Raw genomic sequence first — 19,563 nt, 5'->3', positions numbered from 1 at the left:
CCGCCGCGGCTGTGCGCCACCGGAAACTGCGGGCCGGTTTCTTGCGCTTGCACTACCCGCGCCACGGCCGCCCCCGATTGCGCTTGCTGCGCCGCGTCTTGGGGGTGCTCGCCTTGGGCGTGCACGACGGGGGCGAGCTGCGCGTAGGCCGTCTGATTCGCTTCGCAAAGCCAGACGACGAGGCCTTCGCGATCGACCACCTTCATGTGTGCGAGCAGCGCATCGGAAAACGCATCGGAACGCGTGCGGCCGTCCAGTGCCTGCTGCGCGTGGACGACCGCGCGCAGGCCGAGCCACGCGCCGCTCGCTTCGTCGCCCGACGGAAAACCATAGCCGCCCGCGATGCGGCACGCACCGTCGCGATCGAGAACCGCGGCGATGCTGCCCGTGCCGACGGCCACGATGACGCCAGGCGCTCCGCCGTGCGCGCCGAGCAGCGTCGTGTACGCGTCGCTTTGCACATCGAGCGCCGCGAGTTGAGGTGCACTGGCGATGAATTGCGCGAGCCAGTCCCGATTGTTGACGCCGGCCAGCCCGCAGCCGAGCGCGCAATGCGCCCAGTCGAGCCGCAGCCCGGCCGACGCGAATGCTCGCTTGCAGGCCGCTTCGATTGCCTGCCAAGCACGCGCCACACCAAGCCCGAGCCCCGAGGCGCCGCCAGTGGCCTGCGCGAGTTCGGCGCCCTGCCCATCGGCCAACACGACGCGCGTGCCGGTGCCGCCGCCGTCGACTCCGATCCAATACTGCGTTGCTTCCATGCTCGCCACCCGCGGCATGCGGCCGCGTTCCTCATTCGTGAATTGAACCGAGAGATTATCGGCTTCGCCTGCCGCCGCCAATCTGCCGAACGGCCGAGTTGCCCCCGCATACCGATCCGCTATCCTTGCCTGCACATCGTAGCCAACCGAGACCATCATGACCGAGCGCTGCAACTGGGTGAGAACCGCTGCCGACGAGCATTACCACGACACCGAATGGGGCGTGCCGTCCCGCGACGATCGCCATCTGTTCGAAATGCTCGTGCTCGAAGGCGCGCAAGCGGGCCTCTCTTGGTCCACGATTCTCAACAAGCGCGAGAACTACCGCCGTGCATTCGAGAATTTCGACGTCGAGGCCGTGGCCCGCTTCACGCCCGCAAAGATCGAAGCCCTGCTGCAAGACCCGGGCATCGTGCGCAACCGGGCCAAAGTCGAAGCGGCCGTCCTCAACGCGCGGGCCGTTTTACGCATCCGCGAAGAGCACGGATCGCTGGCCGATTTCGTTTGGTCGTTCGTGGGCGGCGAGCCCGTTCAAAACGATTGGGCGCTCTATAAAGAGCATGCGCCCGCTTCCACCCCGGCCTCGGACGCCCTCAGCAAAGCGCTGAAAGCGTATGGCTGCAAATTCGTCGGCTCGACGATCTGCTATGCGTTCATGCAGGCCGTCGGCATGGTCAACGACCATCAAGCCAACTGTGCGGCGCGCTCGCGCTGTGCCGAACTCGCCGCGCCGGGCGCCGCCAAGGCGCCACGCAAACGTCCCACGCAGCGAACAGCGTGACGCGCACGCAACACACAGCAAAAAATACTTGATCGCCCGCTGCGCGGTGCGGAATATCGCAAAAAAGACCTATAACTCCGCTCGTTGCGGCCGTTATAGCAGTCACAAGCCACGATACCCGCGCTGCCCAACCCGCAGCCGATGAAGATCATGAAAACCTTGCACTTCCTGACGCATCAGGAATTGTTCGATCACGCCGTCGATCACTTGTTCTCGCAACGGCAAGCTGCATTGCTGCCTCGCGGCGGCGGTGCCTACCACGGCTTTCGCGGCGGCTGCCCGATCGGGCGGCTGATCCACCCGCGCGACTACATGACCTCGATGGAAGGCGTCCCGGTTCGCTACGTCGATAAACCGGCGACGGCCGTGCCGGCCTACATGGATGCGGGCGTCACGGCGCTCAAGAAGGCTCTGCTCAAAGCGCGCGTGAACATTTATGACCCAACGACGGTGAACCTGCTCAGTTGCCTGCAGAACGTGCATGATGCGTTCGGCGTGTGGGAGTGGCGCGAGCGGCTCTCGTCGATCGCACGGCAATTCGGCTTGTCGGCGGAGCGGCTCGAAAAGCACGCGGCATAAACCGCTTCGCTGGGCCTGACACGCCACCACACCGCATCCAACGCGGGACCCAACGCAAACGGCGGTGCGGCTTCTTTCGAAGCCCACCGCCGCTCGTTCTTCCAGGCTGCGCTGCGCACGAGGCAGCGCGGCGAGGCTCAGTGCAGCTTCTTCGGCAGCATTTGGCTGCGCAGGCGCTTATGCAGGCGCTTCACCGCAGCGGCCTTCTTGCGCTTGCGCACAGCCGTCGGCTTTTCATAGGATTGGCGCTCGCGCAGTTCGGCGATCAAGCCGTTCTTTTCGATAGCACGACGGAAGCGGCGGATCGCCACTTCGAACGGCTCGTTTTCCTTCAGAAGAATGGTCGTCATGGAGTTCCCAAAGTTGCGTTCAAATGCGTGACACGCTTTCGCGCACGCGCCCATCCGGCTGGCATCGCCACCACGCCGCGATTCGATTTGATTCGCGGGCATGGCCGAACAGACTTGAAAAGAGAGAGCGGAGAGTTCACCGCGCACGCCGGCCGGCACAGACTGCCGACGCCGCGTTTGGCTGCCGAAGCCGAACTTGCCCGAATTTGCCTTACACCACTCGCGAAGCACCGCGAGCCCGCCACGCTCTACCGGCCAAGGTCAAAACGACCCAGGGCGACGCGACGAAAGGGCGGCAGATCCCAAATGAAAACGGCAGCGATCTCAATTCGACCTGGGATGATAGCAGGTAAACACGCCGTGGGCCAACTTTCATCCACGCGCCCGCCTTCATCGAGCCTTCGGATGGTGTCCCGAATGGGGGGAGCATCGAGGGGATGCATCGGCTTCGAAGGACTCCGATACCGCTCGACAAAGCCCGTTCGCAAACGTTTAGTTTTCTTTAAGAGCCTTATCCGGCAAGACTTTGCCGCCGATTACGCGGTTAAAGCACACGAATTCGTCGTTCGCTCCCTAAAGTTTTTTCTCGGCCTCGCCGACAACCAGGACAGGCGGGCAGCGCCATTCGCGAAAGCGCGACGCCGAACCCCGAACCAGCCTAGTCCCTGGACCGTATTTCCAAACGAGGAAGCAAAATGCTGAACATCAACACCAACATTCTGTCGCTGACCACGCAGACGAACCTCGAAGGTTCGCAAAGCCTGCTGTCGCAAGCCATCAACCGTCTCTCGTCGGGCAAGCGCATCAACACGGCTGCCGACGACGCCGCAGGCCTCGCGATCGCCACGACGCAAACCGCCGCCATCAACGCGCTGAACCAAGGCGTGTCGAACGCCAACGACGGCATCTCGATGGTTCAAACGGCTGCCGGCGCGATCTCGTCGACGGTTGCCAACTTGCAACGTATCCGCCAGCTCGCCGTTGAATCGGGCGACGGCTCGCTCGGCTCGGCCGCTCAAGCGAACCTGCAAACGGAAGTGACGACGCGTCTGACGGAAATCAACCGCGTCGAATCGCAAACGACGTTCAACGGCCAAGCTGTGCTGGGTGGCCTCGGCAGCGTGAACTTCCAAGTCGGCGCGAACGCCAACCAAACGCTGACGGCCAACTTCGGCACGACGGCGTGGACGACGGGCGGTCTGGGCGTGTCGGGTGTCGACATCTCGTCGACGTCGGGCGCACAAGCCGCGATCACGGCCATCGACGCAGCACTGTCGCAAGTGAACAACTTCCAAGCAACGCTCGGCGCTGTGCAGAACACGTTCCAAGCCGCGATCACGAACACGCAAACGGAATCGACGAACCTGTCGTCCGCTCAATCGCAGATCATGGACGCCAACTTCGCGCAAGAAACGGCCAACCTGTCGAAGGCGCAAGTGCTCCAGCAAGCCGGTATCTCGGTGCTCGCGCAAGCGAACTCGCTGCCGCAACAAGTGCTCAAGCTCCTCCAGTAATAGGAGCGAGCCGCGCGTGGCGAGATGCAATCCGATCTCGCCGTGCGGCCGGGCCCCAACGAAGCCATCGCCTCGGCAGGGCCCGGCAAAACGATTCGAACGCAGCGGGAGGCATGCCTCCCGTTACGCATTGATAGCGGTAGGTCGTAGCAGTAGTAGTAGCAGCAGCAGTGACATTGCAGTCGGCCGGTCTTTCGATGAGCGGCCTCATATGGATTCCTTATTGGGCGGCATCAGACGGAGCCTGGCATGAGCACCAGTTCAGTTCTTCAGCAAGCAGCGCAGTCGATTCTGAGCGGCGTCACGAACTCGCAGCTCGACGTGAACACGCTCGTCTCCGCGCTCGTGACGGGCGCGACCGCGGCGCAATCGACGACGATCGCCACGGCGCAAACGAGCGACAACACGCAGTTGTCCGCGCTCGGCTCGCTGCAATCGGCGATGACGAACTTGCAGAGTTCGCTGGCCGGCCTGTCCGACGGCAGCATCTTCACGCAACAGTCCGCCACCATGAGCGGCACGGGCATCACGGCCACGACGTCGACCGGCGCCGCCGCGGGTTCGTACTCGGTGAGCGTGCAGCAAATCGCCACCGCCAACCAGATTTCCTCGAAGGCTTACGCGACGAATGCCACGCTCGGCACGGGCAACCTGAACATCAGCGTCGGCTCGAGCTCGATGACGATCGCACTGACCGCGTCGAACAACACGCTGTCGGGCATCGCTTCCGCCATCAACAGCGCATCGAACAACCCCGGCGTGACGGCTTCCGTCGTCACCGGCACGGATGGTCAGCACCTCGTGCTGACGTCGACGCAAACGGGCGCCGCCAATACCGTGACGGTTTCCGCCGATCCGACCGTCGACGCCGGCATGGCCACGGCGAACTTCACGCAAGTGACGGCCGGCCAAGACGCCAAGCTGACGATCAGCGGCACCTCGGTCGTCAGCGCGAGCAACAACGTCACGACCGCGCTCTCGGGCGTCACGCTGAGCCTCACGTCGGCCTCCGTCGGCTCGACGCAGACGCTTTCCGTTGCGACGAATACGTCGTCGATCGTCACCGCCATCGGCAACTTCGCCACGGCCTACAACTCGTGGGTCTCGACGGTGAAATCGCTGACCTCGTACAACTCGACGAGCAACTCGGCCGGCCCGCTGCTCGGCGACGCCATGACGAACTCGGCCGTCAACGGCATCTCGTCGATCATGGCGAGCGGCGTCGTCGTGGGCGGCACCACCTACAGCCTTGCGCAGCTCGGCGTGGACCTGAACGACGACGGCACCGTTACGTTCTCGTCTTCGACGCTCCAATCGACGCTCGCCGCAACGCCCTCGTTGGTATCGAACACGTTCAACGGCACCAACGGGATCGGCGAGCAACTGACCGCGTTCATCAGTTCGTACACCACCGCGGTGACGGGCCAGTTCGCGCAACGCGAGGCCACGCTGCAATCCGATCTGACGGCACAGCAGACCGCGCTGACGAACCTGTCGGCTTATCAAGCGACGTTGACGTCGCAATATCAAGCCGAGTTCACGCAGCTCAACACGATCATGTCGCAGACGCAAAGCAACACGTCGTATCTGAACCAGCTGTTCGGCGGCAACGGCGCGGCCGGCACGCTGAACAAGGCATAATTCACCGGCACTGAAAGGGAGTTCGCCGCCATGTCGAACGAATCACTGACGCGCGCCTACGAGCTGACACGCACGCTCGTTGCCGCGCTCGACGCCGGCGACTTCGCGTTCGCCGCCGACCTCGCAGAAGAACGCTCGCCGCTTTTGATGTCGCTCGAGCGCGAGCAGACGGACGACGACCTCACGATGATTCGCGAGATCATCGCGATGAACGCCGCGATCGTCGATAAAGCGTCCGCCGCGCGCGACGCCGTCGCCGCGACTCAAAACGCGGCGCAGCAGCGCGTATCGGCGGCGCGCCAGTACCTGTCCACCGGACAAATGCGCTGACTGCCACGCTGCGCGCTGTCCCGCACGGCGCGCGGCCAAGCCGCGCCCCATCGCTCGAGATTCCCTCATGATCCACGCGCCGTCGCGCGTTTCGGCGGGTCCCCGCCGCGCCGAAATCCATCAGATCTTCTATTCGGAAGAAACGCGCCAGCAGCTCGATCCCGGTTTCATCGCGCTCGACAATCGCGGCCAGCGGCCCGACTGGCGCGAATATTGGCCGATCCGCTGCTATCTGCAAAACCACGCGCTCGACGAGAACACGCTCTACGGGTTCTTTTCTCCGCGGTTCGGCAAGAAGACGATGCTCGACTCGGCGGCGGTCCACCAATTCATCGCAACGGTGTCGCGCGACGTCGACGTCATCGGGTTTTCGCCGTTCTTCGATCAAAGCGCGCTGTTCTTGAACACGTTCACGCAGGCCGCGGCGAACCACGCGAATATCTGGCAGGTGCTCGAGCACGCCGTTGCGTTCGTCGCGCCCGGCATCGATCCGCACGCCGCCGTGATGGATTCGCGCCATATCATCTTCTGCAATTACTTCGTGGCCACGGCTGCGTTTTGGCGGCGCTGGCTTGCCGTCAACGAAATGCTGTTCGCGGTGGCGGAGGCCGGCACGAGCGCACTCGCGCATCTGCTCAATAGCAACGTCCCCTATGACCACGGCTTCGTGCCGGCCAAGGTATTCGTGCAAGAGCGCGTCGTCTCGCTGCTGCTGCTCGGCGAGCGGCACTGGCGCGTGAAACACTTCGATCCGCTGCGCCTGCCGATGTCGCCCTCGATCGCAGGTCCCTACACGACCGATCTACTCGTGCTCGACGCGCTGAAAACCGCGGCGATCGAGCACGGCAACCCGAACTACCTGAAGATCTTCGAGCAGGTGCGCAGTACGCTCCTGGACACGGCGCGGCGAGGCCAGGGCGGCTGAGCGCCGACCTCGACCTCGATCTCGACCTCGACTTGATACGCGCGCTGATGCTACTTGGCGCCGCTCAGATGCGCACGCCACATCGCATCGAATTGCGTTTCGAGCGTCCGTGCGAAACGGTCGGGGTTGCATAGCGACGAAGCCAACACGCGTGCGCGCAAGCCGGCGCGCAGCGCGGCCAGCGCGGTCCGGTCGCTCGCCTGCGCAACGGCCTTCGCGACATACTCGTCATCGTCGCCGGCGATCCAATCGCCGAGCTCGACGCTATGCACGACGCTTTCGCACAGGTGCCCGAGGAAGCGATCGCCATGCCGGCACAGCACCGGCACGCCCATCCAAAGGCTTTCTGCCGTCGTCGTGCCGCCCGGGTACGGAAATGGGCTCAGCGAAATGTCGACGCGGTTGTACGCCGCCAGATATTCCTCTCGCGGCGAGGGACCTTCCATCACGATCCGGTCGGCCTCGACGCCATGCGCGCCGAAACGCGCGAGCGTCGCCGCACGCTGCGCTTCATCGGCGAGTTGCTGTGCCTTCAGGAACAGCCGTGAACCGGGAACCGCTTGCAAAATGCGCGACCATACGGCCACCACGCGGTCGTTCACTTTTACAAGATCGCTGAAGCAGCCGAACGTCAGTGCACGCGCCGTATCGCTCGATGCGGCGAAGTCGATCGGCACCGCCGGCTCCGGCGGCGTGAAGCAAAGATAGCCGTGCGGCAGCCGCCACGGCTTTTCGGCGAAGTGCCCCACTTCTTCGGGCGGCAGCACCCATTCGTCGCCGAGCACGTAGTCGATCGCGGACAAACCCGTCGACGCGAAATAGCCGATCCAGCTCACCTGCACGGGCGCCGGCTTCCACGCGAAGACGGGCAGCCGATTCGCATCGGTGTGCCCCGACATGTCGAACAGGATATGCACGCCGTCATGGCGGATCGCGGCCGCGGCCGCCTCATCGCTCAATCCCACCAAGCTGCGCCACGCGGCGAAACGCGGTTTCAGGCGCAGGGTCAAGGCATCTTCATGCTGCCGCGTCGAATAGGCGACGAGTTGCACGCGCGACGGGTCCAGATGCGAAAGCACGCCTTCGAGGAAAAAGCCGACGGGATGCGTGCGAAAATCGCCCGAGACGAAGCCGATCCGCAGCGGTGCCCCGGGCATGCGGTCGACGAGCCAATTCGTGAACGGCCGCGCCTCATGCTCCGCCATGCGGCCAAATGCGAGCGCCTCGGTCAAGTAGTCGCGCGGGGCGACGTCCTGAGCGAAACTCAGCGTGAAGAGCAGATTGCTCCACGCCTCGCCCCACGTAGGCCGCATGGCGAGCGCGCGGCGGAAGGCCGCGATCGCCGCCTGGTGCTCGCCCGTTTCCCGCAGCACGATGCCCTGATTCAGCGCAATCTGCGGCTCGCCGGGCAACCATCGCTGCGCCTCCTCATAGCACGCCGCCGCCTCGGCCAGCCTGCGCTGCGTCTTCAAGGCATTCCCGAGATTGTTGTGCGCCTCGCCGAATGCCGGATGCAGCGCGATCGCCTTGCGGCAATGGGCCTCCGCCGCCTCGGCTTCCCCGAGCTCACGCAGCACGTTGCCCAGATTGCTGTGCGCTTCGGCAAATTGAGGATTGATCTCCACCGCCTTGCGAAAGCTCGCAGCCGCGGCGGCCGGCAAACGCATCTGCAGCAAAAGCATGCCGAGGTTGTTGTGCGCGCGGAAATGCTTCGGGTCGAGCGCCAAAGCCTGTTCGTGGCACTCCACGGCCGCCTCGAGCTTGCCCCAGTTGCGCAGCGCGCAACCGAGATTGTCGTAGTACGAAGGCTGCGGGCTGATCTCGATGGCCCGGCTGATCTGATCGAGTGCATCCGCATAACGCTGCTCCTGCATCGCAACGACGCCGAGCAGATGCCAGGCGTCGGCGTGGCGCGGCATGCGCGCGAGGGCCGCTTCGTAGCGCGAGCGCGCGTCTTGCAGGCGGCCGCCGCGGTGATGCGCGAGCCCCTGCTCGACGAGCGCCGCGGCGCCCCGGTCGATTGCCGTCGTCATTGCCCGATCTCCTTCAGTTTCGTTTGCCACATTTGCTCGATCGCGGCCATCCAATGAGCGGTGAAGCGCGGCGCGTCGGCAAGCGGCGAACGTTCGACGCGCGCGCGCAGCCCGGCGCGAAGCGCGGCGAGCGGTGCCGGATCGGCCGCCGCGGCCACCGCACGCGCGACGTAGTCGTCGGTATCGGCCGCGATCCAATCGGACAGGCCCACCGTCTTCAGCACCATTTCGCCGAGATGCGACACGAAGCGCTCGCCGCGGCGGGTCAGCACGGGCACGCCCATCCAAAGCCCTTCCACACTCGTCGTGCCGCCCGGGTAAGGGAACGGGTCGAGCGCGAGATCCACGCGATGGTAAGTCGCGAAATATTGCTCGCGCGACGAGGGCCCCTCGAGCAGCAAGCGCGTTTCGTCGATGCCGTGCACGGAAAAACGCGCGAGCGTCTCCCGCGCGATCGCCGGCTCGCCGAGCTGGTGGTTCTTGAGCAGCAAACGCGCGTGCGGCGCACCGTGCAAGATGCGCGACCATGCGGCGATCACGCCGTCGTTCAGCTTCTTATGGTTGTTCAAGCAGCCGAACGTGAACGAACCGTTCGCCAGCGCGGGCAGCGGCGCGACGGCCACGGGCTCCGTCGGCAGCGTGAAGCACAGGTAGCTGTCCGGCAAGCGCCAGATGCGCTCCGTGTATTGCCCTTCCTCGCCCGGCGGCACGACGTGCGCATCGGCCAGCAGATAGTCGATTTCGGTCAGGCCCGTCGTCGCGAAATAACCGAGCCAGCTCACCTGCACGGGCGCCGGCCGCCACGCGAACATGGGCAGGCGGTTGCGGCCCGTATGGCCCGACAGATCGATGAGGACGTCGATGCGATCGTCGTGAATCCGCTGCGCGAGCGCGGCGTCGTCCATCTCCACCACATGCCGCCATAGCGCGAAGCGTGGCTTGATGCGCGCCGTCAATTCATCGCTGTGCAGCGCATTCGAATAGGCGATCGGCTCGATGCGCGCGCGATCGATTTGCGCGAGGACGGATTCAAAGAAGTAGCCGACCGGATGCTTACGCAAATCGGCGGAGACGAAGCCCACTCGCAACGGGCGCTGTCCGTGCGCCGCATCGGCCGATGCGGGCCAATGGGTATAGGGCTTCGCGCGTGCGCGCATCCTTTCGCCGAAGTAGCGGGCATCGGCCAGATGCGTTTGCGCCGACCAATCCGACACGTAGGATTGCCCGAACAGCACGCAGGTGTGCGATTCGCCGAAATCGGGGTTCAGCGCGAGCGCTTCGCGATAGCAGACGAGCGCGGCATCGGGCTCGCCGAGATCGGCCAGGATCGTGCCCAGGTTGTTGTGAAACGAGGGCGTATCGCCGCCGCGCAGCGCAATCGCTCGACGCGCATAGCCGAGCGCGCGCTCGGGCGCACCGAGGCGCCGCAGGGCATTCGCCAGATTGTGATACGCGTCGGCGAACTCCGGATCGAGTTCGATCGCACGCTCGTAGCATGGCACGGCTTCGGGCACGCGCGCCGCGCCGTTCAGCACGTTGCCCAGCGTGTTGTGCGCCTGCGCCGATTCGGGCGTAAGATCGACGACGCGCCGATGCGCGTCGATCGCCGCTGCGATGTCGCCTCGGTGCATGAGCACGCCGGCGAGCTTCTCGTGCGCGGCGGCCAGCTGCGGCGCGAGCCGCACGCTTTCGCGCAGGCATTCGAGCGCCGCCTCGCTGTGCCCCTTCGTCTGCAGCGCCACGCCGAGATTCAAATGCGCCTCGGCAAAAGAGGCATTCAGGCCGATCGCTTTACCGTAGGCCAAGATGGCGGCGTCGAGTTCGCCGAGATCCTTCAATGCATTGGCGAGATTGTTGTAGGCCTCGGCGGAGCCGGGCCGCAACTCGATCGCGCGTGCGCAGCTCGTCAGCGCGCTAGCGGCATCGCCGCTTTCGCGCAATGCGTTGCCGAGGTTGTTGTGCGCATCGGCATACTGGGGCTCGAGCTCGACGGCCCGGCGATAGGCGTGGACGGCATCCGAGAGCCGATCGGCCGTGCGCAGCGCATTGCCGAGGTTGTTGTAGTAGATGGGGCTCGCGTGCACGCCGATCGATTCTCGCATCAGCGCGATGCCCGCTTCGCTTTGCCCGATCTGGCACGCGAGCAGCCCCATGAAGTGCAGCGCGTCGGCGTGCTTCGGCTGGCGCTCGAGAATGCGCGCATAGAGCGCCTTTGCGTCCGCCAGGCGCCCGGCCTGGTGGTGCGCCAAGGCCATCTCGAGCAGTTGGGCGGTGTCTTGCATCTTCGATCCGTTCGTTGAGAATGGGCGCCGCGCCCTTCTTCATGTCGTCGTCGGCTGCGGGGCAAGACGGCGGCGCTCGAGTGCGTCGCGCCACATGCCTTCGAACGCCGCTTCGAGGTTGCGTGCGAAGCGGGGCGCATCGCAGAGCGGCGATGCAAGCACGGATTCGCGCAAGCCGGCACGCAGTGCGGCGAGCCTCGGCGCATCGGCCGCAAACGCAATCGCTTTGGCCACGTAGTCGTCTTGATCGGCGGCGATCCAATCGGCGAGACCAGCCGAGTGCAGCATGCTCGCGCAGATGTTCGACAAGAAGCGATCGCCGCGCAAGCATAGCGCCGGCACGCCCATCCACAACCCCTCCGCGCTCGTCGTGCCGCCCGGGTAGGGGAACGGGCTCAACGCGATATCGACGCGTCCATAGGCTTCGAAGTATTGAGCTCGCGGCGAGCGGCCTTCGAGGATCAGCCGATGCGCTTCGATACCGTGCGCGGCGAAGCGAGCCAGCGTTGCCTCGCGCGCTGACGCGTCGTCGAGCTGCTTGGCCTTGAGAAACAGCCTCGCATTCGGCACGGCGCGCAATATGCGCGCCCATACCGCGACGACGCCGTCGTTCATCTTCATGAGATGGTTGAAGCAGCCGAAGGTCACATGGCCGTTCGCGGCCATCGGCGGCCGCGCCACCGGCACGCGCTCGGCCGGCGGCGTGAAGCACAGGTAGCTGTCCGGCAGGCGCCACAACGTTTCCGTGAACTGTGCTTGCGCATCTTGCGGCAGGACATGCGGATCGCCGAGCACATAGTCGATCTCCCGCATGCCCGTGCTCGCGAAATAGCCGAGCCAGCTCGCTTGCACCGGAGCCGGGCGCCACGCGAAGAGCGGCAGCCGGTTCCAGTTCATATGGCCCGACAAATCGACGAGCAGGTCGATCCGATCGTCGCGGATGCGGCGTGCGGCTTGCTCGTCGCTCAGCGACGCGAGGCACGTCCATGCCGCGAAGCGCGGCTTGATGCGCGCGGTCAGTTCGTCCTCGGCGCGCCGCGTGGGATACGCCACGAGCTCGATGCGCCGCCGGTCGACGTGCTCGAGCATGCTTTCGAGAAAATGGCCGGTCGGATGCACCTTCAAGTCGCCAGAAACGAAGCCGACGCGCAGCGGCCCCGTGCGCACCGGCGATAACGGCGCGAGCCAGTTCGTGCAAGGCTTTGCCTGCGCGCTCGCCGCTTCGCCGAACGAAGCCGCTTCGGCGAGATACTCCGCTTTGCTTTGGCCCTCGCGATAGCTCAGAATGAACAGCAGATTGCTGCGCGCCTCGAGCAAGTCCGGACGCAGTGCGATCGCGCGGCGATAGGCATCGATGGCGGCCTCGAGCTCGCCGAGATCGACGAGCGCGTTGGCTAGGTTGTTATGCGCCTCCGCGTAGTCGGGCTTCAGTTGAATCACCGTCTCGAAGCACGCCACCGCTTCGGCGAACTGCCCCTGGTCTCGCAGCAAATTGCCGAGGTTGTTGTGCGCGGGCACATAGTCATGCTTGAGCGCGATCGCCTGACGGAAGCTCTCGATCCCCGCCGCGCGCATGCCCCGCGCCAATAATGCATTGCCGAGATTGCCGTAAAAGATTTCGCTCTCGCGCTGGCTCAGCGCGCGCATGATCCATTCGGTCGCTTGCGCGTAGTCACCGTCGTGAAAGGCAACGAGACCGAGCAAGTGCAACGCGTCGGCGTGATTCGGATTTACGGCGAGGATTTGCCGATAGACGCGCGCGGCTTCGGCGAAGTGCCCGGCCTGCTGTAAGGCTAGGCCCGATTCGATCGGGGGTGCCTGCACGGGCGGGGCCGATGGCGGCGAAGACAAAGCCGGGGCGTTGAATGGCGCGGGCATGGCCGTGGGCGCCTGCGTCTGCGCCTGCACCGGCGGCACGCGCGGCGCGATCACCGGCGGCGTGATGAATCGCACGATGCCGGGCGCCGGTTGCACGGCCGCCGACGATGCAACCGGCGTCATCGCGCCGGCGCTGCCCGCCGGCCGTGCCTCGGCTGCGTCGATGAACGGCCGCCCCATGCCCGGTACAGGCTCACTGGCCATACTTGCGCAGGTAGCAGTCATAGGCTGCACGCCAGCACGGCGTATTGAACGCGCCGCCGCTCTCGTGCACGACACTGATCGGCCAGGTGCCCATGCGCAAGCCTTTCAGTTCGGCCTGCCGGCAAAAGTCCATGTCGTAGAGATGGAACTCGAACTGCTCGTCGAAACGCACGCCGGATTCGATGAGCCGGCGGCTGTCGGCGATCAACATCAGGCCGTCCAGCAGCTTGCACTCGACGCCGGACGGGCCGAAGTACGAGACGTCACAGGGAAACGCCTTGCCGTGAGCGACCGAACCGCTCAGGTACTCGCGGCTGTCCCACGTGAAGTCCGGCGTCGCGAACGCCCAAGCCGGTTGCCACGGCAAGCGGCGGCGGTTGCCTGCCAGGCCGACGACGTCGAACTGCGCGAGCGCCTCGCGAACGCGTTCGGTCCAGAAGATGTCTTGAAGCGATACGTCGTCGTGCACGAACACGAGAATCGCCGGGCTCGAGGCGGCCTGCTCGATCGCCGCGTTGTACAGCGTCGCGAGCCCCGTCGAGTTGTTTTCGAACAGCAGCAATTCCGGCGTGTGCGCTTGGCGCTGCACGGCCAGCGATCGGCCGAGCGCCGTCTCGCGCATGAAATTCGCTTGCGAGCAGCGCGTGGCGCAGACGAGCCGAATGGGAACGTCGGCCGATGGTGCGGTGGGAGAGCGCAAGGCCGGAGCTGCGGGAGTTGCGGGAGTTGCGGGAGTTGTTGATGCCACCGCTGCTGCAGATGTCGGGTGGGCTGCGAACGCAGCAGGCACCGCAGCCGTCGCAGCAGTCGCAGACGCGACGTTTGCGGCCGGCGCTGCCGGCGAGGCCGCCGTTTGCGCACCGTGCGCCGGCGCGCCCTCGGCTTGAGCCACGCGTGCAGCGACGGCGCCGCGGGCCTGCGCAAGGTCCGATTGGAACCGTTCGCTGTCGAACAGCTCGTGCGCCGCGCGCGTCGACAGTTCCCCGTGATTGGCGCGCAGCCGCGCGATTTCCGGCAGCCGATCCGCGCAGGACGCGTAATACTGCGACAACCGCTGCGCCGCCGCGGCGAGTACGCCGCCGCTCAGCGCGCCGCTCGAGGCTTCCCCGCGCACGAGCAATTCCCATTCGTACAGACCCGCGCTGTAGGTCGGCGTCGTTTCGGGCGCGATCTGCTTGCGCTCGGGACGCAGCCGCAGCATGCTCCAGTAGCCGCCAACGGCAACCAAGGGGCCGCGTGCCGCGAGGTTCAGGAAGGTGGCCACGTCGGTCAAGAAATCGAGCCTGATCGAACGGTAAGTGAACAAGTCCGCTTCGTTCGCCCGCTGGCGATCGATCATGACGTTGCTCATTTCGCCGACGAAATTCTGGAGCTGGGCCACCATGTCCCGCACCAGCAAATCGCGGCCGATCAGCGCGCGCTCGCCCACTTGCAACAGCGGCGGGGGCGTATGGACGATGGTCTCGTGCTCGTCGATGAGCACGCGCCCATGAAACGCCAGCGCCGATTCCGGATGCAGCCGCAACGCTTCGGCGAGCACGCCCACCGATTCCGGCATCAGCACGTCCGCTTCGGCCAGCCACTTGACGTACCGCCCACGCGCGTGCGACCACAGCGCTTGCGCCGTGCGCACGCGATCGTTGAAGCCGAGGTGGACATAGCGGATGCGCGCATCGCCCTGCCCGTTCACGAGCGGTGCCAACGCGCCGTCGGGCGTGTCGTCGCCCACCACGATCTCGATGTCGCGGAAGCTTTGACGCTGGGCGCTGACCAGCGCACGCCCCAGGTATTCGCCGCTACGCGCGGGAATCAGAATGCTGACGGTAGCCATGAAACAAGGATTTCGTTGAAATGACGATGCTCGAGAGCAGCCGCAACCGGCCGCCTCGAGCCTGTGGCCGTGCGATCTGGCGCTAGGCGTGCCCGGGCGCTTTTTCGAGCAGCAGGTAGTACTGCACGGAGCAGAGTTCGACGAGCTCGTCGCGCGTCACGTTCTTGAGCGTCATTCGCTCCAAGTCGATATTGAAGGGGCCGGCGCTGCCTTGATGCTGCTGCCATAGCGACGCGAGCCGCCCATCGATCGAATAGCGCGCCTGAACCACCCGATAGCCGGTCTCCTCGACGAACTTGACCATCTCCTTGCGCGTGAAGAACCGGATGTGCGTGATGTCGAGCAAGCCCGAGCTCTCGTAGGTCCAGTTGCCCTTGCTCAGTTCGTCCATGAGCCACAGGTTGCGCACGTTCGGGATGCTGAGCACGAGTTGCCCCGTCGGCGACACGTACGGGCGCAGCTTCACCATGACGTCCCACGGGTTGTACATATGCTCCAGCACGTCGGCCAGCAGCACCGCGTCGAGCGTGCCGTGCGCCATGCCTTCCTTGCGCAGGTCGAAATCCTCGAAGCGCCCGTGCAATACGCGATCGAGCTTTTGCTGCGCGAGCGCGGCTGCGTCGCGGTTCATCTCGATGCCCCACGCGCGGCTTCCGGGAAAGCGCGCTTTGACCAGTGCGGCATTGCTGCCCGTCGCACAGCCGATATCGAGAATGAGCGAAGGGGCATTGGTGAACATCTGCGCGAGATCGCTCCGCCCAACCGTGTGGTAGAGCTGGTCGACGGCCCTCGATTCCGCGTCGAGATATTCCTGCCAAACATAGCGGGCCTTGCGCGCAGGCTGCGCCTTGGCCATCGATGCCATTTCAGCCGCCACGCGCGCGCCGGCCGATCCGTCCACGGTCTCGTTGTAGTGCGCGACCCGCTTGGCGGCCATGGCGAGCACCGCGCTGCGCGCGTTGCCGTCCGTCAAAAGCAACCGCATGTTGCCGGCCAAGTCCTGCGCCTCGACCTCCAAAATGCCGGTTTCCGATTCGAAGCACGGCCCCATGATCATGCCGCTCTCGTTCATGAGGTTGATCACCGGCGTGCCGGCGAGCATCCCCTCGACGAGATAGTTCGAATCCACCGCCACGAGCAGATCGGCCCCGGCCGCGAAAAACTGCGTATCGTCGGTGCAGTAGAAGTAATCGTCGCCCGACGCCCCGAGCTCGCTCAAGAGCTCGGCGCAACGCCGCTCGCCGAACGCGCGATTGGACGGCCGGTCCTTGATGACGGCGTTGAAGCGGATACCGCATGCGCGCAGCGCCTCGCAGCTCGCGATGAAGACCGTGACGGAATCGGCGTAGACGTTCTCGTTGCAATGCGCACTGAAATTGGCGGCCCAGGTCGTGCCGAACACGATCAGCGGCACGCCGGCCTTGAAGCCGTACTTGGCGTCGAGCTGCCGGCGGCACCCTGCCTTGTCGTTGCGCAATTGCGCGTAGACGTCCCACGCGGGATTGCCCGTCACGACGAAGCGTTCTTCGGGGTAGCCCAGATCGAGATACCCCTCCATGCCGCGCCGGCCGTACACGGCGAGTTTGTCGGCAATCAGTTGATCGTGCACGGTGTACGGATCGACGAGCGCGATGCCGTGGGCGACGTGCAGCGTAGGGATGCCGCGCGATTTGGCCCAGGCCGTTGCGATCTTGCCGTTGCCGGTCATGTCTTCGCTCGTGACGAGCAACGTGACGTCGAACCGGCTCGCGGCACGCTGCAGGCAATCGAGCAACGCGGCCGTAGCCGGCAGCGTGGCCGCGAGCGTATCGGCGACGGCACTCGAGATCAGTCCCGACTCGCGCCCGATCGCGCGCTCTTCGACCGCCAGCGTGTCGAGATACTGCGCGAACTGCGTCTGCAGTTGAATCGTTTCGGTTTCGAAACGCCTCACGCCTTCGGCATCGAGCAGATCCTCGAGATGAACGACGGTGCTGCCGGTGCTCTCGATCACGCTGCGCATCTGCGGGCTCGTGGCCCTCGCGGAGACGAGCACGGCCATCGGCTCGTGCGTCGCCAGAAACTGGCGCAGTGCTTCGTACTGCGAGCCCCACAACAGGCTGACAATGGCCTTCTGTGTCATTGCCGACCTCCATCGAAAATGCCGAAATGATTTTGCAACAATGCCTTGACGAGGTCGTATTCCGCGCCAATGGTGACGTCGATCCCGTCTTTGATCCGGAACGGCGCACCCTCGGCCCAACCCCGGGCGATCCGGGTGGCACGCTCATCGATCTGCTCATGCTCGAGCCACGCGATGTACTGTTCCAGCACCTCGTCCGCGACCACGCCGCGCAAGTCGAAACCGGGCATGCGCGTCATGAGCGTCTTGAAGAGCCCGAAGAAGAAGCGCCGGTTGCGCAGCGGCTTGAGCAGCGATTCGATCCGTGCCGCGTACTGCTCGCGCGTGTGCGGAAGCCATGGCAGCAAGGCCGCGAAATCGCGCCGATCGATGGCGGCGTCGCGCGCCGCGACCGACGCCGCGAACCGCGCATTGGCCTCGCGGTCGGGGCGATTGTCGAGCACGACGAACATGCGGCCCGTCACACGCGGCGTCAAATGCCGAACGATCGCGTCTTCGAGGAAGTTGCCGAGGTCGAACAGCGCCTGGTCGCGAGCGAACCATGACAACAAGCGCTTCCAGCGATGAGTGGCATCGAGTTCGGCGTAGGACAGCCAATTGACGTTGCCGCCGCCCAAAAAGGCACCGTAAGGCTCGGCCGCGACGATGGTGAGGCCCGCGCCGTTCGCGAACTCGACGAGCTCGTCGACGCTGACGCGCGACATGTAATGCGTGAAGTCGCCCTTCGTTTGCGTGCGCTCGAGCGCCGCCGGCCAGCGCGACTCGTCGGAGCCGTACGCGGCGTGGACGTGATCGAGCGAATGGATATCGAAGACCATGCGGCCGCCGGCGCGAACGACGCGCTTCCATTCGAGCAGCGATTCGCGCCAGTTCGGAAAGTGGACGAGCACGTTCAGCGCGACGGCGCAGTCGAACGCGTTGTCCTCGCACGGCAGCGCGGCGAGATCGCCGACCTTCAGCGCGATCGGCGCACCGGCGGCCAGCCGGCGCGTTTCGTCGAGCATCGCCTGCGAGCTGTCGATGCCCGTCACGCGATAGCCGTCGGCCACGAGCGGCAGCGCCGCACGGCCCGTGCCGACGCCGATATCGACGACGTCGCGCCCGCTTGCGAAACGGCGAATCGCGCCGACTTCGAGGGCGTTCTTGAGGCTATTGGTCGATTCACTGACCACCATGCGGCCCGAGTACCAGCTGACCATGTGAGGGTCCTGCCAGGCGTCGGTCTTCCAGCGGATGAGGTCCGACAAGCCTTCTTCGGTGGGGTGTTCCAGCCGATCGTTCATTTCAGTGCTTCCCAGGAAAGAGGGGTGCCTCGCTTGAGGCTCTGGCGGACCTTCGTCCCAAGCACGACGTTCAGATACTTCGGCGACAGGCCGTGCCCCGGCCGAATCGCGCGCACGTTTTCCGCATTGAGCGTCTCGCCAGCCTCGACGTCGCGGACGATGTAGAGCGAGCGCCGGAACACCGACGACGCATGTTCTTGCCGCGTCGGGCCGTAGGTGACGCGGCCCAGCGATTGCCAGGCACGCTCAGTCTCGACGACCAATGTCTTCATTTCGGCGGGCTCGAGCGAGAACGCCGAGTCGACGCCCCCGTCCGCTCGCCGCAGCGTGAAGTGCTTCTCGATCAGGCTCGCGCCGAGCGCGACCGCGGCTACGGCCGCGCCGACGCCCATCGTGTGGTCGGACAGCCCGACCTCGCAGTCGAACAGCTCGCGCATGTGCGCGATCGTATTGACGTTGCTGTTTTCGGGCGATGCCGGGTACGAGCTCGTGCACTTGAGCAGCACGATCTGCTCGCAGCCCGCTGCGCGTGCGGCGCGCACGGCTTCGTCGAGCTCGGCGACGGTCGCCATGCCCGACGAAATGATCAAGGGCTTGCCGGTGGCCGCCACACGCCGAATCAACGGCAAATCGGTGTTCTCGAAGCTCGCGATCTTGTAGGCGGGCACGCCCAGCCCTTCCAGGAAGTCGACGGCCGTTTCATCGAACGGCGTCGAAAAACACAGCATGCCGTGCTTGCGCGCGCGCTCGAAAATCGGCGCGTGCCACTCCCATGGTGTGTGCGCCTGTTCGTAGAGCTTGTAGAGCGAAGTGCCGGACCACAAACTGGCCGGATCGTCGATATGGAACTCGCCCTCGTCGAGATCGAGCGTCATCGTGTCGGGGGTGTACGTCTGCAGCTTGAGCGCGTGCGCACCGGTGGCTGCCGCCGCATCGACGATCTCGAGCGCGCGCTCGAGCGATTGATTGTGATTGCCCGACATCTCGGCGATCACGAACGGCGGGTGGTCGCGGCCGATCGGCCGGTCCGCAATCTTGAATGCGCTCATCGA

General features: G+C 65.2%; 15 protein-coding genes. 6 read left to right on the top strand and 9 right to left on the bottom strand.

Annotated elements, in window-relative coordinates:
* Nucleotides 1–758, bottom strand: a 758-nt coding sequence (locus tag ACTHNZ_RS13320; protein ID WP_440542971.1) for a BadF/BadG/BcrA/BcrD ATPase family protein, incomplete at its 3' end; no start/stop codon positions are given.
* A 157-nt stretch (nucleotides 759–915) separates the two neighbouring features.
* Here ACTHNZ_RS13320 and ACTHNZ_RS13315 point away from each other — a divergent pair.
* Nucleotides 916–1,539 (top strand): DNA-3-methyladenine glycosylase I, encoded by a 624-nt coding sequence (locus tag ACTHNZ_RS13315; RefSeq protein WP_440542970.1) that lies wholly within the window; start codon nucleotides 916–918, stop codon nucleotides 1,537–1,539.
* 150 nt (nucleotides 1,540–1,689) lie between these two features.
* The gene (locus ACTHNZ_RS13310) at nucleotides 1,690–2,118 is read left to right on the top strand and encodes a hypothetical protein (protein ID WP_440542969.1); all 429 of its coding nucleotides are present in this window, start codon (nucleotides 1,690–1,692) and stop codon (nucleotides 2,116–2,118) included.
* Between the two features lie 137 nt (nucleotides 2,119–2,255).
* On the opposite strand, the gene rpsU is transcribed toward ACTHNZ_RS13310, so the two are convergent.
* The gene (gene rpsU, locus ACTHNZ_RS13305) at nucleotides 2,256–2,468 is read right to left on the bottom strand and encodes a 30S ribosomal protein S21 (RefSeq protein ID WP_006401410.1); all 213 of its coding nucleotides are present in this window, start codon (nucleotides 2,466–2,468) and stop codon (nucleotides 2,256–2,258) included.
* Nucleotides 2,469–3,163: 695 nt separating this feature from the next.
* Here rpsU and ACTHNZ_RS13300 point away from each other — a divergent pair.
* From ACTHNZ_RS13300 to ACTHNZ_RS13285, 4 genes are all read left to right on the top strand, one after another.
* On the top strand, nucleotides 3,164–3,982 hold the full coding sequence (locus tag ACTHNZ_RS13300) for a flagellin domain-containing protein (RefSeq protein ID WP_440542968.1): 819 nt from the start codon (nucleotides 3,164–3,166) through the stop codon (nucleotides 3,980–3,982).
* 249 nt (nucleotides 3,983–4,231) lie between these two features.
* On the top strand, nucleotides 4,232–5,623 hold the full coding sequence (gene fliD, locus ACTHNZ_RS13295; RefSeq protein WP_440542967.1) for a flagellar filament capping protein FliD: 1,392 nt from the start codon (nucleotides 4,232–4,234) through the stop codon (nucleotides 5,621–5,623).
* Between the two features lie 30 nt (nucleotides 5,624–5,653).
* Nucleotides 5,654–5,953 (top strand): flagellar protein FliT, encoded by a 300-nt coding sequence (locus tag ACTHNZ_RS13290; protein WP_440542966.1) that lies wholly within the window; start codon nucleotides 5,654–5,656, stop codon nucleotides 5,951–5,953.
* Nucleotides 5,954–6,020: 67 nt separating this feature from the next.
* Nucleotides 6,021–6,878 (top strand): hypothetical protein, encoded by an 858-nt coding sequence (locus ACTHNZ_RS13285; protein ID WP_440542965.1) that lies wholly within the window; start codon nucleotides 6,021–6,023, stop codon nucleotides 6,876–6,878.
* A gap of 50 nt (nucleotides 6,879–6,928) precedes the next feature.
* Here ACTHNZ_RS13285 and ACTHNZ_RS13280 read toward each other — a convergent pair whose 3' ends face one another.
* The 7 genes from ACTHNZ_RS13280 to pseI form a co-directional block, all read right to left on the bottom strand.
* Complete coding sequence (locus tag ACTHNZ_RS13280; protein WP_440542964.1) at nucleotides 6,929–8,911, bottom strand: O-linked N-acetylglucosamine transferase, SPINDLY family protein; 1,983 nt, start codon at nucleotides 8,909–8,911, stop codon at nucleotides 6,929–6,931.
* Nucleotides 8,908–11,193, bottom strand: coding sequence for a tetratricopeptide repeat protein (locus tag ACTHNZ_RS13275; protein ID WP_440542963.1), 2,286 nt, complete (start codon nucleotides 11,191–11,193; stop codon nucleotides 8,908–8,910). Before ACTHNZ_RS13275 ends, ACTHNZ_RS13280 begins: the two co-directional genes overlap by 4 nt.
* Before the next feature lie 39 nt (nucleotides 11,194–11,232).
* Nucleotides 11,233–13,296 (bottom strand): O-linked N-acetylglucosamine transferase family protein, encoded by a 2,064-nt coding sequence (locus ACTHNZ_RS13270; protein ID WP_440542962.1) that lies wholly within the window; start codon nucleotides 13,294–13,296, stop codon nucleotides 11,233–11,235.
* Complete coding sequence (locus ACTHNZ_RS13265; protein ID WP_440542961.1) at nucleotides 13,265–15,106, bottom strand: glycosyltransferase family 2 protein; 1,842 nt, start codon at nucleotides 15,104–15,106, stop codon at nucleotides 13,265–13,267. Before ACTHNZ_RS13265 ends, ACTHNZ_RS13270 begins: the two co-directional genes overlap by 32 nt.
* Nucleotides 15,107–15,188: 82 nt before the next feature.
* A complete protein-coding gene (locus ACTHNZ_RS13260; RefSeq protein ID WP_440542960.1) occupies nucleotides 15,189–17,228 on the bottom strand; it encodes a class I SAM-dependent methyltransferase in 2,040 nt (679 codons plus the stop codon).
* Nucleotides 17,225–18,511 carry a class I SAM-dependent methyltransferase gene (locus tag ACTHNZ_RS13255; protein WP_440542959.1) on the bottom strand — a complete coding sequence of 429 codons (1,287 nt, stop codon included), beginning with the start codon at nucleotides 18,509–18,511 and terminating at the stop codon, nucleotides 17,225–17,227. The genes ACTHNZ_RS13260 and ACTHNZ_RS13255 overlap by 4 nt, the downstream gene beginning before the upstream one ends.
* The gene (gene pseI / locus ACTHNZ_RS13250; RefSeq protein ID WP_440542958.1) at nucleotides 18,508–19,560 is read right to left on the bottom strand and encodes a pseudaminic acid synthase; all 1,053 of its coding nucleotides are present in this window, start codon (nucleotides 19,558–19,560) and stop codon (nucleotides 18,508–18,510) included. Before pseI ends, ACTHNZ_RS13255 begins: the two co-directional genes overlap by 4 nt.
* Between the last annotated feature and the right edge of the window lie 3 nt (nucleotides 19,561–19,563).

The sequence above is a fragment of the Trinickia sp. genome, assembly GCF_051953955.1.
In the GTDB taxonomy this organism is placed as follows: Bacteria; Pseudomonadota; Gammaproteobacteria; order Burkholderiales; family Burkholderiaceae; genus Trinickia.
Note: the sequence above shows the minus strand (reverse complement) of the source record. Positions and strands in the feature narration are given on the sequence as shown.